15 protein-coding genes and 1 pseudogene are annotated in these 14257 nt (G+C 53.2%); 7 read left to right on the top strand and 9 right to left on the bottom strand.

Annotated elements, in window-relative coordinates; genetic code table 11:
* Positions 1-122: 122 nt before the first annotated feature.
* From AC27IT_RS14515 to AC27IT_RS14530, 4 genes are all read left to right on the top strand, one after another.
* Positions 123-845 (top strand): DsbA family oxidoreductase, encoded by a 723-nt coding sequence (locus AC27IT_RS14515; RefSeq protein WP_005830077.1) that lies wholly within the window; start codon positions 123-125, stop codon positions 843-845.
* A 19-nt stretch (positions 846-864) separates the two neighbouring features.
* Entirely contained in the window at positions 865-1350 is a 486-nt protein-coding gene (locus AC27IT_RS14520; protein WP_007779530.1) for an RrF2 family transcriptional regulator, read from the top strand.
* Positions 1351-1554: 204 nt separating this feature from the next.
* The gene (locus AC27IT_RS14525; protein WP_242507406.1) at positions 1555-1815 is read left to right on the top strand and encodes an ankyrin repeat domain-containing protein; all 261 of its coding nucleotides are present in this window, start codon (positions 1555-1557) and stop codon (positions 1813-1815) included.
* A complete protein-coding gene (locus AC27IT_RS14530; RefSeq protein WP_005830083.1) occupies positions 1788-2024 on the top strand; it encodes an ankyrin repeat domain-containing protein in 237 nt (78 codons plus the stop codon). Before AC27IT_RS14525 ends, AC27IT_RS14530 begins: the two co-directional genes overlap by 28 nt.
* Positions 2025-2200: 176 nt before the next feature.
* Here the strand turns inward: AC27IT_RS14530 and AC27IT_RS14535 are convergent, their stop codons facing one another.
* Together AC27IT_RS14535 and AC27IT_RS14540 are read right to left on the bottom strand one after the other, a co-directional pair.
* Positions 2201-2647, bottom strand: a complete 447-nt coding sequence (locus tag AC27IT_RS14535) for an NUDIX domain-containing protein (protein WP_487091865.1) — start codon at positions 2645-2647, stop codon at positions 2201-2203.
* Positions 2648-2741: 94 nt separating this feature from the next.
* A complete protein-coding gene (locus AC27IT_RS14540) occupies positions 2742-3341 on the bottom strand; it encodes a hypothetical protein (RefSeq protein WP_487091866.1) in 600 nt (199 codons plus the stop codon).
* A gap of 178 nt (positions 3342-3519) precedes the next feature.
* On the opposite strand from AC27IT_RS14540, the gene AC27IT_RS14545 reads away from it, so the two are divergent.
* Positions 3520-4443 (top strand): GNAT family N-acetyltransferase, encoded by a 924-nt coding sequence (locus AC27IT_RS14545; protein ID WP_487091867.1) that lies wholly within the window; start codon positions 3520-3522, stop codon positions 4441-4443.
* A 43-nt stretch (positions 4444-4486) separates the two neighbouring features.
* Here AC27IT_RS14545 and AC27IT_RS14550 read toward each other — a convergent pair whose 3' ends face one another.
* Both AC27IT_RS14550 and AC27IT_RS14555 read right to left on the bottom strand, forming a co-directional pair.
* Entirely contained in the window at positions 4487-5014 is a 528-nt protein-coding gene (locus AC27IT_RS14550; protein WP_005830091.1) for a DinB family protein, read from the bottom strand.
* A 34-nt stretch (positions 5015-5048) separates the two neighbouring features.
* Positions 5049-5924, bottom strand: a complete 876-nt coding sequence (locus tag AC27IT_RS14555; RefSeq protein ID WP_005830093.1) for a radical SAM/SPASM domain-containing protein — start codon at positions 5922-5924, stop codon at positions 5049-5051.
* Positions 5925-6185: 261 nt separating this feature from the next.
* Here AC27IT_RS14555 and AC27IT_RS14560 point away from each other — a divergent pair, with 261 nt between their 5' ends.
* Positions 6186-6272: a putative holin-like toxin gene (locus AC27IT_RS14560; RefSeq protein ID WP_221175368.1), complete on the top strand. Its 87-nt coding sequence runs from the start codon at positions 6186-6188 to the stop codon at positions 6270-6272.
* Positions 6273-6582: 310 nt separating this feature from the next.
* Here the strand turns inward: AC27IT_RS14560 and AC27IT_RS14565 are convergent, their stop codons facing one another.
* Positions 6583-7443, bottom strand: coding sequence for an alpha/beta hydrolase (locus AC27IT_RS14565; protein WP_327945230.1), 861 nt, complete (start codon positions 7441-7443; stop codon positions 6583-6585).
* A 167-nt stretch (positions 7444-7610) separates the two neighbouring features.
* Positions 7611-8665, bottom strand: a pseudogene (locus AC27IT_RS14570) (RNA-guided endonuclease TnpB family protein).
* 28 nt (positions 8666-8693) lie between these two features.
* Here AC27IT_RS14570 and AC27IT_RS14575 point away from each other — a divergent pair.
* Positions 8694-9275, top strand: a complete 582-nt coding sequence (locus AC27IT_RS14575) for a hypothetical protein (protein ID WP_025845457.1) — start codon at positions 8694-8696, stop codon at positions 9273-9275.
* A 58-nt stretch (positions 9276-9333) separates the two neighbouring features.
* Here AC27IT_RS14575 and AC27IT_RS14580 read toward each other — a convergent pair whose 3' ends face one another.
* From AC27IT_RS14580 to AC27IT_RS14590, 3 genes are all read right to left on the bottom strand, one after another.
* Entirely contained in the window at positions 9334-11166 is a 1833-nt protein-coding gene (locus AC27IT_RS14580) for an ABC transporter substrate-binding protein (protein ID WP_487091868.1), read from the bottom strand.
* Positions 11167-11250: 84 nt separating this feature from the next.
* Positions 11251-12759 (bottom strand): ABC transporter permease, encoded by a 1509-nt coding sequence (locus tag AC27IT_RS14585; RefSeq protein WP_327920737.1) that lies wholly within the window; start codon positions 12757-12759, stop codon positions 11251-11253.
* Between the two features lie 13 nt (positions 12760-12772).
* Positions 12773-14227 carry an ABC transporter permease gene (locus AC27IT_RS14590; RefSeq protein ID WP_025845463.1) on the bottom strand — a complete coding sequence of 485 codons (1455 nt, stop codon included), beginning with the start codon at positions 14225-14227 and terminating at the stop codon, positions 12773-12775.
* Between the last annotated feature and the right edge of the window lie 30 nt (positions 14228-14257).

The raw sequence follows: 14257 nt of genomic DNA on the forward strand, positions 1-14257 counted from the left end.
TCGCTTCCTCCTGAAAAGTTCAGCAGCATTCCCCTGCATCGTGTATAATGTGCTTGTGACGATTGCAGTTTACGGTTTGGCGCGATTGCCGCTGAACCGTTGAATATGAGGAGGATGCATACATGAAAGTAGAAGTGTGGTCTGATTTTGCCTGCCCGTTTTGCTATATCGGCAAGCGCCATCTGGAAGGCGCACTGTCGCAATTCCCGAACAAGGATCAGGTAGAAATCGTCTACCGCAGCTTCCAGCTCGATCCGACCATGGAGCGCGATACGAATATGGACATACACAGCGTGCTCGCTAGCAAATACGGCATGCCGCTGGAACAGGCCAAAAGCATGAATGATCGCGTGGCCCAGCAAGCAAAAAGCGTCGGGCTCGACTATCATTTTGACACGATGATTCCGACGAATACGTTTGACGCGCACCGTCTGGCTCACTTTGCCGCTGCCCATGGCAAAATGACGGAAATGAAGGAGCGCCTCCTGAAAGCGTACTTCACCGAGTCGCTTCACCTGGGAGACCACGAGGTGCTGGCGCAGCTTGCCTCCGAGGTCGGGCTGGACCGCGAAGCGGCACTCGCCATGCTGAAAAGCGGCGAGTACAGCGACAAGGTGCAGGAAGACAAGCGCAGAGGCGCTGAAATCGGCATCAAAGGCGTGCCGTTCTTCGTGTTCAACAACAAATACGCGGTTTCCGGCGCTCAGCCGGACGAAGTGTTCCTGGGAGTGCTGGGCAAAGTATGGGAAGAAGAAAACGCCGCTGCCCCTCTGACGCTTGTCGGTCAGGATGAAAAGGAAAAGACAGCCGGGGACAACTGCGCGGACGGTTCCTGCAAGCTGTAAACGGCGAGGTTGTGGTTGCATGAAGCTGAATCGAATCGATCAGATTGCCAAGCCGCGCTTCCGGATTGCCGTGCACGTGCTGGTCTGGCTGGCGCAAAGCGGCGGTGTGCTGTCCAGCTCCGCCATTGCCGCACAGGTGAAGACGCATGCGACTTTTTTGCGCCGAGTCATGGCCCAGTTGAACCGGGCTGGCATCGTGGAGGCAAAGGAAGGACGCGACGGCGGCTACTACATGACGAGGTGCCCGAAGGAGTTGACGCTCGCCGATATTTACCGCTCCCTTCCGGACGAACGCGAGGAAGACAGTCAGGAGGAGCTGGATTGCGGCGAGGTTGGCGTGCAACTGGACCGCCATCTGGAGGCGCTGATGAACCAGGCCGAGCAGCAGCTTGTTTTATTTCTCGGGCAGTACACGCTGGCGGATGTGATGGACAGCATCGGCTTCGGGCAGGTAGGCCCAAGCGAGGAACTGTTGGAGATCAAGCAGGAAAACCGACTCTTGTAGCAGTAGCAGGAGTCGGTTTTTTGGTACAGATAAGAATGGGTAAGACTCTTATTCCGGATAAGTGCAACCAAGGCTGCACGAATAACTTGGCGCAGCCAAGTTTTCTCACACGGAAAAGGGAGCGTGGGCGAAGGTGCAGAAGCTGACGCGGCTGTACGAGCAGCGCTTTCCCCGATCGTTTGCATGGAAAGGTAGGCGTTGAAGATGGCATATACGTTCGAGGATTTGTACGAGGCAGCGGAAATGGACGATTTCGACGAAGTAAAACGAATTTTGCAGAAGCAGCCTGCCTTGATTCACGGCAAGGATGAGTACGAGTTTTCCGTGCTGCATGCGGCCGTCATGACGGAGAACGAGGAGCTGATCGAATTTTTGCTAGGACAAGGAGCAGATGTCCGCGCCAGTAACGACGAGGAATTACCCCGCTGCATATCGTTTTGTATCCGCAGATTGCCGCCCTCCTGATCCGGCACGGAGCAGACGTGAACGCAGCGGCGGACGACGGGAGCACGCCGCTGCACACGCAAGTAGCAGACGGAGAGGAGCGGCTGGATGTCATCGAAGTATTGCTGGAGCATGGAGCGGACAAAGCGCGGAGGGACAAACGGGGGCTGACCCCGCTCGCTATCGCCCGGGGGCGCGAGGAAGAGGAGATTGCCTTGCTGCTTGGCTAACGTGCGGCATGGCGTCCGCCACACGTTGCACCCCTGCTGCACGCCACTCCCCGCGCCAGGTGTCTCGCTGCTGGAAGGCGGGCGGTCGACCGCATCTGTGGATCAGTAGGGAAAAGTATGAAAAAAACGTGGCAGTCTCGAACATGACTGCGCACGAGGATTGCGCAGTCCTTTTTTCAGGAACAGCTTGTTTGCACTCTTCGTTTTTGCAACTGCTCGATTGCAGGCACGGTGAAGCAAGCGAGATTGGCGGGAAGCTCGGCGAGGGAGAACCATTTGACTGCCCCGATCGCTCCGCCTTCCTCCATGTTCCGTGCGGTTCCCGCTTGCACTTGGACTTCGTAGATGGCGGACACCCAATGCTCTGCCTCGTCCGGTCGGATCGTCTCGGCCATGCAGAGCAAGCCGGTAATTTCGACGTCGAGATTTACTTCTTCTTTTACTTCGCGGATGATCGACGCCTCCAGCGGCTCGTACAGATCTACTTTTCCGCCCGGAATGCTCCATGTATCTTTCTCCGGATGACGATTGCGCCACACGAGCAATATCTCGTCGTGCTCGTTGCGGATCACCGCGCCTACGCCCAAGCGGGGAAGTGCCATAGTATTCGTATTCGTTGTCATGGTTTCGCTCCTTGTTGCCGCAAAAAGTTCGCGACGTTTTCGTTTCCTCGCTGGATGGCGAGCGACAGCACCGAGTCGCCGCCCTCTTGTCTGGCTATTGCGGGTCATCGGCTTGCCTGGGCTGTGCTTCCGGTAGCGGATAGCGGGCATGCACGTGCTCTCGGAAAGTTGCGTAGTCGCATGCGTAGACGTGCGAATCATGGTCGCTCTCACACAAAAGCCGCATGCCGAGCCGCTCCGCAAACCGATTGCCGGCAGCGGTCACCGCCTCCATCGCGATGGAGTGAATGCGAATGCCGCTTGCGGCCACGCCATCCAGCACGCCGAGATAATGGTGGAGCATCAGCGGCAAGGCAGCACTTTTCCGGTAAGCATCAGCAACAACGACACAGGACAAAAAATAATACGCCGACTCCGGCGACTGCTCCGGATTTTCGATATCCGCAGTCGTCATCAAGCTGTCGTTGAAGCGGCCGGCGACGATTTGCTCGTAGACATGTTTTTTTACCGGGAGCAAATTCAGGAAAGCGACGACGCGGTTATCGGCTTCGATCGCGACGATGCTGTCCGGGCGGAAGCAGTACCAGTTGTAGCTTTCCTGGCTGGGCGTAATGAAATCGGCGCTATAATATTGAAGCTCAAGCTGCTCCATCTGTTGAAAATGCTCAAGCTGCAACTGGTCGAGTTTTTTCACGGGCGGCTCTCCTTGGGCTGAAAAAGTCGATGCGGCCAAGCATTTTCGCCAAACGTTGGCCTGGCATTTGGAACTATCTAGCATTTTATCACACAGTGGAAGACATCGCGAAAAAATAGGGAATTTTCGGGAAATGGTGCTATAGTGGTGGGAATAACAAGGAAGCGAGTGATTAGGCATGAGCCAACCATCCACGAAGACGACGATCCGCCATTTTCAACAGGAAGACATGCCATTGCTTGGCGCGCTGTACAAGTCTGTGACGGCAAAAGAAAACGCCACTTTTTGGTGGGTGGGCGATGAAGAAAACTGGGGCAACGTTTACTGCGCATTCGAGGGCGGGAGGATGGTGGCCAAGGGACAGGTCAGTATCATTAATGTCGTGCCACCCGGACGGCTGCCGGAAAACAAACATGCGATCTACCTCAACCTGAAAACTGTACCGGAGAGGGAGGACGACGACGAGCTGCTGGAAAAGCTGTACCGTCTGCTCTATCAAAAGGCTAGCGAGCTAAAGCAGAGCTTGTCGCAGGAGTACAACACGATTTTGTGTGTGGGCAACGACTCGACGGCAGCGGCCAACAACGGGTTTTTTATCCGGCAAGGCTTCCGCCACCTGAACAGCCTGTTTCGGATGCGGCGCGAGCTCGATCAGCCTGTTGAAGAGAGGGCTTTGGACGAAGCTTTTCAGTTTGCGCCGTGGCAGATGGAGACGCCTGAAGAGGAACGGCAATATATGCAGGTGGAAGCGGAGATTTGGCCGGACACGCCGCTTGGGGCGGAACGGCTCGCCGAATACAAAAAGCAACCGCTCTGGACATCGCTCGTCATCCGGCAAAAACGCACGCTCGCAGCCGGGTTAATGGCGTGGCAAGAGGAGGAGCACGGGGTTATTGAGGATGTGTTTGTCCGCGAACCGTGGAGGCAGCGCGGCTTCGCCAAGTTTTTGCTGACGCAGGGACTTGCTTACTTGCAGGCACATGGACTGCCGTACGCCTGCCTGACGGTGCTGACGACCAATCAGTCGGCTTTGTTCCTTTACGAGTCGGTCGGCTTTTATGTGGAGAGCGAAGAGATCAGGTATTTTACAGAGCTGGCATAAAAAAGAGGGGGAAATCCATCCCCTCATGGTTTTGCCGGAAGCGTCATTTGTTTTGCAAAATGCCCAAATACGCTTTCCACGGCCCGACGTCCGTTCCGTATCGTTTCGCCATGACCCGCACGATTTGCGCGATGTGTGTCAAGTCGTGGACGACCCAGGTGGAAATCAGCTCCCGCGCTTTTACCGCGCCGAATGCCGGGTGCAGGCCAGTCAACTCCAGGTGCAGCGCTGGATCGATCAGCTCCGTCAGCCTAGCGATATTTTGCTGGCGAATCGCTGTAAATTCGCGCAACTTTTCCGCCAGCGACTGCTCCGTGCGTCGGTTCAGGTGCGAAAAGCGATCAAAAGGGGGAAACGGCTTGCTGTCGCCTTCCTGCAAAATCAGTTCCAGCCGCGGTATCCAGTTCGTTCGCTCTGCCTCGATCAAATGCTCCAGCACTTCCACGGCGTTCCACGTGTCCTCGCCCTCGTTACAGGTCAGCCACCCCGTCGATAGACCGGATAAAAATTGTTGCAGCAGCAACGGCGTACGCTCCAACACCTCGACAGCTTCATGCATGCTGAAATTCATCAAAACGCCCCCTTGTCCGATTCAGGTTGATCCACTACGCGCCAAAACGTTGGCGATATCCACATCTTCTGCACAGTTCCTCGACAGCCTCCCTGCGAGAAAACCCTTCGACGATGGCATTGGCCCGCTCGCCTTCCACGATGTCCGTAAACGACGCTTGCTGAATATTGCCCAGGTTGATGACGCCCTCCCCGTCCAGACAGCACGGAACGACTGTCCCGTCGACCAGAATCGCCGCCTGGCTGCGCAAGGCGTGGCAAAAGCCCCGGCCCTCGTCGCGTGGAGCTGTCATGCTCGGCCACTGAAACTCATGGTCCTGGTTCAAGTAGACGCGCTCGGCGATTTTTACGCCGCTACCCGGCTCGACCTTTTCTTCGATCTGGTAATCGAGCGCAAATTCTTTTTCGATGATTGCAAGCGTCTGGCGGTTTCTGCTCTTTTGAATGTTCGTGATGTTGTTTTGGGTCAAATTCCACAGGCGGAAGGAAAAGATGACTTTGTGCTCCGCAGCGTCGCGGACGAAGGAGAGAATCTCCCGCAAGTAACCTTCACGGTCGGTCGAGCCGAGGTGGCCGTCAAAGCTGTGCAGCGAAAAGTTCATCTGCCTTAGCGCTGGCTTCCCCAGCAGCTTATGCCGATTTTTCGCAATCAATGTGCCGTTGGTCGTAATGTTGACCTTGAAGCCTTTTTCATGGCTGATGTCGAGCAGCTCGTCGATTTTCGGATGGAGCAGCGGCTCTCCTTTTACGTGCAAGTAAATGTGCCGGGTGTGCGGCCTGATCTCATCCAGCCGCTTCGCGAAGCTGTCCACCGAGATAAACGTAGCCTTGCGCTCCGTCGGCGGGCAAAACGTACAGGCGAGATTGCAGATGCTCGTAATTTCTATATAAACTTTTTTAAACGTTTTCAAAATATTGTCCCCATTCCAGTTGTCCTATTGTGAAGTGCGAATATACCTCACATAGTACCATAGGAGGCGGGGGAGGGGTAACGGTGTATTATGGGGGGCAGTTGTCGCAATGCTCTCTCGCCGTGCGTGAGCGACGCATCTGGAGAAAGGTTGTAGTTGTAGAAAAGTTCTGAAAACATGTGGTATAATCTTCCTGCAATAGCATAGGCTCCCGAGGGGCGGCGGCTCACTCTCTATCCCGAACAGGGAGGGGGTGAGAATATGGAGGTCTATCAAGCACTGACGTTGATGATTTCATTTGCAACGTTGATCGTGTTGATCTTGTCCTTCGACAGAAAAAAGAAGTAACCGCCCCTTGAGCTACCAACTCTGACGGTTACTTCTCATGTAACGAATGGAGCCGCACCCCTTGGTAGGGGATATGCTATTGCATGGACCGTTCCGGTTGCCGCCGGGGCGGTCTTCTTTGTAGTATATACAGCTACTGTTAATTTTAGGATAGATCAGTTTGCGGGATATGTCAATTTTTGAGCAGCAAACCGAAAACAGCGCATGAAAAGCAACTAAAAAAGTCGTTTCCCGAATGTTTAGGAAACGACTTTTTTGTACAGTCAACGAGCATTTCTTTTTCTGCTGGCTGCCTTTTGCTACGCGCTCGTTACAGATTTTTGCCAAAAAACTCGGCCAGTTTGGTTACAGCCTGTCCGACATACTCCGGAATGTCGTACATGGCGATGTGAGTGGCCCCTTCTACCCAGAACAACTCCTTCGGCCCGTTCGACAGGGCATAGAACTGTTCGCTGTAGCTGTGCGTGTCTGCCTCGCTGCCTGCAATCAGCAGCAGAGGCTGCGTCAAAAAGGTGCTGATTAACGTTGTCGCTGAGAAGGCCATGACTTTGTCAAGGCTTCTGAACAGAAAGCGATTCGTCGAATTTGGGTGCTGCGCCCGAGGCGTCCGGTAGTAGTCATACGCTTCACGCATGAGTACGGAAGGCGCTTGCCGGCTTTCTTCCAGCGTATTCGATGCCCAGTTCAGGAACAGCGAATCTGTGCCTTTTGCCTCTGCCGTGCGCTGCTTCGCGACCGCTTCCAGCGTTTGCAGGGCCGCAGCGCTGTCCTCTCCGCGGAACATGGCACCGATATCGACCGCGCTGACCGTCGCTACTGCCTTGATGCGCCGCTCGGTTGGGGCCGCCGCTACGGCATAGCCGCCGCCAGCGCAAATGCCGAGTGCGCCAATCTTTTCCTCATCGACGAACGGAAGCGTCGTCAAATAATCAACCGCAGAGCGCACGTCTTCTACTCTGGCAGCAGGGTCTTCGAGCAAACGCGGCTCGCCTTCGCTTTCTCCCTGGCAAGAAGCGTCAAAGGCCAAGGCAACGAAGCCTTGCTCGGCCAGCTTTTGTGCGTACAAACCTGCTGTTTGTTCCTTGACTCCGCCGCCTGGATGGACGGTGACAATCGCCGGGTATTGTTTGCTTTCGTCAAAGCGGGCTGGCAAATAGAGATCGCCCGCCATATGGAAATGACCATTTTTGAGACTCCCACGGCTAAAGCCGCAAGCTGAAGCCTTTCGGTATCAGTGGGATTCTTGGGTGGTAGTCGGAAGTGCATTTCTGCTATCCGTAGTTCCCCCAAGTTCAGGGCTGTCTCATCAGCCCGTCCTAAGACAGTGCGTATAGCATCTTAGGCTGACAGACTGTTACCATCTGCCACAGGTTGACGCATGATATTGATAGCTCCAACCCGATCGCGATGAGCGTTGAATCCGCATGAACATTCGTATCTTCTGTCTCTCGCTTTGTTCTTCCCCCCACAGGCAGGGCAAGATTGAGAAGTGTAGGCAGGAGTAACCTCCACAACCCTTATGCTGACAAGGCTTGCTTTGTAGGAGATGAATTGTTGAAGCTGATAGAAAGTCCAACTATGCAGATTCTTTGCGTTTTTTCGGCTTGTTCTTGCCGTCTTGCGAATATTCTCCAGTCGTTCAAGCTTGATGACCGACACGCCTTCTTGAATGGCTGTATGGACAATTTGACGACTAATCTTATGGTTTTGATCTTTCATCCAACGTTGCTCTTTATTGCCCAACTTCCGAATGGCAGACAATTTTTTAAGTTTCCCTAATTTCCGCCTCCGTTGCTGGTACTTTCTGCGTATGTACTTGTTCTGTCTGCCATTTCCAAAAAATCTGGTTTTCCCTGTAGAAGTTACAGCAACAGCAGGAACTTTCAGACCAAGATCAATCCCCATCATGTATTCACCGTTTGATTCGGTTGTTGGAACTTCTAACGATAGTTGAGCGTACCATTTTCTTGATTTTTCAACGATTCGCATCAGTCCAAGCTTGGCTTTACTTAACAACTCCATGTCTCGATTCGTTGGAGTAGCAAGAAAGGTTGTTTTCTTTGTCTTACCATCAACGACGATAGGGAAAGCCACCGTATTTTCAGATATGGAATAGTTTTGATTGTTGATGAAATAGACAGGTTTTTTGAGAATAGGGCGAGTGCCCCGCTTCTTAGTTTTACGGTACACACTCTTGGCATCACGAATGGCTTGATTACAGACGGCAGAGGGAAGGCGGGATTCTACATCTTTGGTTGTCACTTTCGGAAAAACTCCAAGTTGTTCCGCCTGTTCACTCAGTTGGTTAACTACGCGAATATACTCTTTTCCTAGTTGGCGGAGAACATCTGGATGTTCAGGAAAATTCGGACTTTTACAGTGAAAGCTTGCATGAGTTCACCAGTGATATGCGTTTCTCCCATGGATTTTGGCCATTGTGTAAGGATTGTTGCCGAAAATATAAAGGATTTCTTCGCTCTCAGCTTATTTGGTCACGATACGTTTTTGCTTATTGATTTTCCAACCAAAGAAGCTTACATGCAGCATTTGCGGGAACAGCAGGAGCTTAAATCTACGCCATACTTTGATGCGGAGCTATGGACGAGGCAAAAAAAGCTGGTTCAGGAAAAAGCGGCCAGCGCATTTTCATTCCCGCCGATCGAAGACCCTTTTGATTACGTGCAAAAAGTACGGGCCAAGCGTTCCGCGAATATTGTCCTGAGAACTTCAGATAGTTTGGGAGTAGTCCCATGGAACAGAACAGCGGAAGCCAGACAATATGTCCCCCATCCGTGGTTTCGGGAAGAAATCCCGGAATGCGATCTGGAACAGATCGAAGCTTTTCTCAATGCGGCTGAACTGGAGACGATACTGGCATTTATTCGAGATTGCCAGGAACAGGCAGTGAGCAAAAAAGGCTTGATACACCTCATACATCAACAGTTGCTGAAGCGCGGCTTTACTGCGGAAGCGAAATGTTGGCTAAATAGCATGCTTCTATGAAGGCCAAAACAGGCTGCCGACATCATCGACAGCCTGAACATAAGCCTTTCCACCTGCTTTATTTTTTCACGCTCTCCCTGTACTTGTTCAAAAACTCCTGCACTTTTGCCGGATCGGCTTTCAGCTCGTTTCCGGTTTTGACGAGCGGGCTGACGGTCGAGAACGCTTTGAGCTTGTGGTTTTTATAAAACTGCAAAATTTCATCCTGATTGATGGAGTAGAGAACCGCCTTGCGCAAGTCTTCGCTCTTGGCGACTTCGCGGTTTTTGGTGTTGAACAGCAAGTACGCCACGGCGTTGCTCGGGAGGGTTTGCAGCTTGAGCTTGCTGTCGCCTTCGACGATCTCGTACTTCGTCTCCGGCACGCTGTAGTACACATGGATCTCGCCGCTGCGCAGTGCGGCAAGCGAGCTGTCTGCATCTTTGATGAAGCGGACGGTTATTTGCGAGATTCGCGGCTCATGCTCGGTTCCTTTCATATAGCCGGGATTTTTGTAGAAGACAGCCTCGTAGTCGTTTTTGTAAGCCAAAATATAAGGGCCGCTTGCGAACAGCGTATTGTTGTACTTGTCGCCTTCCGTTACCGTGTTTTGATCCCCGTACGGAATGTCCTTGTTCTTATCAAAAGTCGCGACGTCATACGTATTGATTTTTTCGACCTGCTTCTTCGAGACAATTCCGCCCGACTGGTGCGCCAGGTAGTTCAATACTTGCGGGAACGGCTCGGTAGTGGTCAGCTTCACCACCTGGTACTTTCCTTCCTTGTTGTTGGCCTGGGTTTTGTCGGCGACCAGCGCGGAAATTTTCGCGTCCAGTCCTTGTTCCAGCGCTTCCTTCACGGTTCCGCTGCCGCCAGCTTGCTTGACCGCTTCCAGAGCTTTCAGATCGGTGACGATCTCGGCGTTTTTGATATGTTCATGCAGCGTGTACGTGCGGTGATCGGGGACGGAATTTTTGTCCTTCGCTCTCAAAAGGGAAAAGACAACGTCTTCCGCGCCGACGCGCTCGCCGGAATCTACCGCAGCCTTGTTTTCGACTTTGGCGAAGTTGATATTGTCGCGGAGCAGGAAGTAATATTCGGAATTGCCTTCCGCGATGCTGTGATTGAGCGACAGGGAGCCTTTGGACGTTATGACGTCGTCGTCGGTCAGGTTGACCAGGCGGACGTACATATTCGTGTTGAGCATGTTGATCGACCCGTCGTTGCCTTTGATCGGGTCAAGCGACGTCAAGGTGGAGGCTGCTTGCTGCAAAACGAGCGGAGTGCTGGCGCGCTTGGACTTGTCTACAAAATCAAGCTCCTCCCACGGCAGGGAGCGCGATTTGGACAGGCGGATGGATTTCTCGTCGACGACTTCCTTGTTGAACGCCTGACTCTTCAACGAATTGTACAACGGCACGATATACGCTTTGTCGGTGACGAGGCGCTGTTCCAGCTTTTTGTACGTCTCGCCGTATTGCTCGGGCGTTTGCGTCGAAGCTTCGTCAATCAGCTTGTCGATTTCCGGATCAGCCAAAATGCTGTAGTCGCCGCCAGTTTTGAACAGGGAGCGGACCGCATAGTCGGGGTTGCCGGTAACGGTCGTCCAGCTCGACAGGGCGATATCAAAGTTGCCCGCGTCCTGCTGCGCCTTGAAGCTGCCGTAGTCGGGCTGAAGGTTCAGCTTGACGTTGAAGCCGTTTTTGGTCAGTTGGTCGCGAATAATATTAATGTCGGACTCTCCGGTACTCGATCCGAGCAGTTCAATCGTGACGCCGGACTGCGCTTGCGGGGTGTCGCCTGTAGGGGCGGGATTGTCTCCGATTGCCTCTCTTTCCGTCTGCACGCTGCTGCAAGCGCTCAGGGAGAGCGATAAGGCAAGTCCCAAGGTGATAAATGAGCGTTTCTTCATGTTCCTTCCTCCTGAAAACGACGATTTTTTTATCTTATCTATAGAAAATCCGCGGACGGACTGGTAACAAAAACGTGATTTCGTCTAGTCTGTTCGCGGGTCGAGCGCGTCGCGGAATCCGTCCCCGAGAAAATTGAAGGACAGAACCAGCAGCATGATGGCAAGCCCCGGGTAAATCGCCAGGTAAGGATGAGACTCCAAATACGTGCTTCCCAGCTTCAAAATGTTCCCCCACTCCGGAATGTGCGGCTCTACGCCAAGTCCCAAAAAGCTCAGGCTACTCGTGGAAATGACGGCGCTGCCGATCGTCAAGGTCGATTTGACGATCATGGGCGCAAAAGAATTAGGAACGATGTGTTTGAAAATAATCGACATGTTCCCGGCGCCAAACGCCCGCGCTGCTTCTACGAACTCGAAGGTAGAGACTTGCAGGACGTTCGCCCGCATGGTGCGGGCATAGGTCGGAATCGCCCCGACGCTCAGCGCCAGGATCAGGTTTACCGTGTTTGCGCCGAACGCAGCGATAATCGCAATGGCGAGCAGAATGCCGGGAATGGCGTACAACATATCAAGCAGCCGCATGATGACGTTGTCCGTGCGTCGGCCGTAATAGCCGGAAATCGCGCCAAGAATGCCTCCGACAACAAGCGGGATGAGCGTGGAAATCACCCCGACGATCAGCGAGATGCGGGCGCCGAAGACAATTCGGGAAAACAGGCAGCGGCCAAAGTTGTCTGTCCCGAACGGATAAGCCAGGCTGGGAGATTGCAAAATCGCCCCGTAATTGTTGTGAATCGCCACGCTGTAGCTGAATGTAAAATAGCTGCAAACAGAAAGCGAAAACAGAAAGACGACGAAGAACAAGCCGAGCATGGAGGTCGTATGGCGGGTGAGCCGCTCCCAGACGTCTTCCCACTTTGCCGAAGCGGGACTGTTGTTCTGGCGAATTTTGGCGAGCAGATGCAGTCCCAAAAGCAGCGCAAACAGATTTCCGGTGACTCCCGTCAAAATGAGCGGATAGGCGAGAAGCTTCAGCCAGGCGGGCGCATGGTGCCCACTCGCATATTTCGCGACGAGCAAGAAAGCGGCCAAATGAAAGACAGCGATCGCCAACAATATGAACATGGCTGGCAGGAACGTATTGGCGACGAACGGCTTGAACAGGTTCAATGCCGATACGGCGATCACAGCCAGCCCGGTCAGCAGCATGTACACAGCAAAGGTGTAGGCGGGGTTTTTCTGTTTTTTAATCAAAGTGAATGCCGCGGTGGCTACAAACAAATTTCCTGTCAGCATGCTGAGCAGTTGCACATAGCCGAAAGCCCTCGTCGCGCCCTGAATCTCGCCGCTCGTCAAAATGTCCCGCCTGATTTTTGCCGTGAGGATGACTTGAAGCCCTGTAAACAGCGCGTAGGCGACAAAAGCAGCAAACACATACGGCTGAACGGCCTGGGCGGCGAAATCATAGCTGTTCAAAAGCAAAATGACAGACAAGCTCAAAGACAAAATCCAGGCGAAGCTGGCTTGACTGTACTCCAGGGAAGCTTTTAGCTTGAACTGGTTTTTTTGTTTACGATCATACGTCGTTGTCATGATTGCACCCGCTTTAGTCTTGTTTCAGCTTGGATCGGATTCTCGGATCAAAAAAGGCGTATAAAATGTCAACGACCACATTGACCAGCGAAATGGTAATCGCCGTGTACACGACACCGCCCATAATGCTCGGGATGTCGGGGATGAATTGCATGTCGACGATATAGCTGCCGATCCCGCTAATATTGAAAACTTTTTCCGTCACAGACGAACCTCCCAGCATGGCGCCGAACTGCAGGCCAATTACGGTGATGATCGGAATGATGGCATTTCGCACTGCATGTCCGAGCAAAACTTGTCTTTGGCTCAGCCCTTTCGCTTTGGCGGTCAGCATGTAATCTTCATGGATGACTTCCAGCGTGGATGAACGCGTCATTCTGGCTACCGCCGCTGTCAAGCCTGTCCCCAGCACAATGACCGGCATGATGATGGACAGCCAGTTTTGCGGATTGTAGCTGGCCGGCAACCAGTGGAGCTTGATCGAGAAAGTGAGAATGAACACAAGCCCTTGCCAAAAGTTCGGAATCGACAAGCCGATCAGGGCGATGAACATGAACGTATAGTCGAAAAACGAGTTTCGCTTGACAGCGGAAATGATTCCGAGCGGCAAGGCGATCGCCATAGCCAGCAGCAGCGAGATGACCGTCAATGCAAGCGTGACCGGAAACTTTCGCGCGATGGCCGAGGTGATCTCCTCGTTGCCGGAGTACGATTTGCCCAGATCGAAGGTAAAAATTCCTTTGATGTTGTTCCACAACTGGACGAGATAAGGCTGGTCAAGCCCGTACATACGGTTGAACGCGGCAATCTGCTCGGCTGTCGCGGTTTCGCCCAGGATGTTGGCCGCCGGGTTGAACGGCGAAAGATACAAAATCGTAAAGACGATGACAGCTACCCCAAAAATGACGAACACGCTCATGACGAGCCGCTCCACTATGTATTTGAGGTACGGATTGCTGAAAATGAAGAGTAGCAGGTACATGGGCAAGCCGGGCAAAAGCGAGACGAGCAAAAAGAGCGGATGCTCGATAAGCGACTGGAAAGTGTCGGCAAAGCTCAGTCTTTTTCGCTCGGCTTGCTGCAGCTTCTGCTCGGTGCGCTCCAGGATCGCTGCCCGGAACCGGGCTTCCGCTTCCTTTTCGGCCTGGCGGTTCAGCTCCCGCTCACTGACTTGCTGCCCGAAAAAACGGTGCTTTCGCCGCAACTGCTCCGCAATCTCCGCCTGCAACTCCTCCTTGTACCCGGAAGCCGTCAGTTCCAGCCTGGTTTTCGCCAGCTCGGACGCGTAAGGACCCGTTTTTTTCCTGTATAAATAAACAACCCACGCCACAAGCGTAACGGGAGCGCCCAACAGCAGAAGCAGCAGACGGTAGGGAGGATATAAAAACATTTTGCATGCGGCCGTTCGCAGGCTGGCTGTCACAGCGGGCAGCTCAAAACTTCTCGTCGGTTCCGTCTCTGTCCTCACAACCTTTTCTTCCTCCGTTCGTTTAAATTG

The sequence above is a fragment of the Brevibacillus sp. YAE8 genome (genome assembly GCF_057543335.1).

Coding starts and splice junctions, on each gene's coding strand:
- AC27IT_RS14585 (WP_327920737.1), bottom strand. CDS start 12,759: ATGACAACGACGTATGATCGTAAACAAAAAAACCAGTTCAAGCTAAAA.
- AC27IT_RS14545 (WP_487091867.1), top strand. CDS start 3,520: ATGAGCCAACCATCCACGAAGACGACGATCCGCCATTTTCAACAGGAA.
- AC27IT_RS14565 (WP_327945230.1), bottom strand. CDS start 7,443: ATGGCGGGCGATCTCTATTTGCCAGCCCGCTTTGACGAAAGCAAACAA.
- AC27IT_RS14560 (WP_221175368.1), top strand. CDS start 6,186: ATGGAGGTCTATCAAGCACTGACGTTGATGATTTCATTTGCAACGTTG.
- AC27IT_RS14515 (WP_005830077.1), top strand. CDS start 123: ATGAAAGTAGAAGTGTGGTCTGATTTTGCCTGCCCGTTTTGCTATATC.
- AC27IT_RS14575 (WP_025845457.1), top strand. CDS start 8,694: ATGGATTTTGGCCATTGTGTAAGGATTGTTGCCGAAAATATAAAGGAT.
- AC27IT_RS14525 (WP_242507406.1), top strand. CDS start 1,555: ATGGCATATACGTTCGAGGATTTGTACGAGGCAGCGGAAATGGACGAT.
- AC27IT_RS14580 (WP_487091868.1), bottom strand. CDS start 11,166: ATGAAGAAACGCTCATTTATCACCTTGGGACTTGCCTTATCGCTCTCC.
- AC27IT_RS14550 (WP_005830091.1), bottom strand. CDS start 5,014: ATGAATTTCAGCATGCATGAAGCTGTCGAGGTGTTGGAGCGTACGCCG.
- AC27IT_RS14520 (WP_007779530.1), top strand. CDS start 865: ATGAAGCTGAATCGAATCGATCAGATTGCCAAGCCGCGCTTCCGGATT.
- AC27IT_RS14535 (WP_487091865.1), bottom strand. CDS start 2,647: ATGACAACGAATACGAATACTATGGCACTTCCCCGCTTGGGCGTAGGC.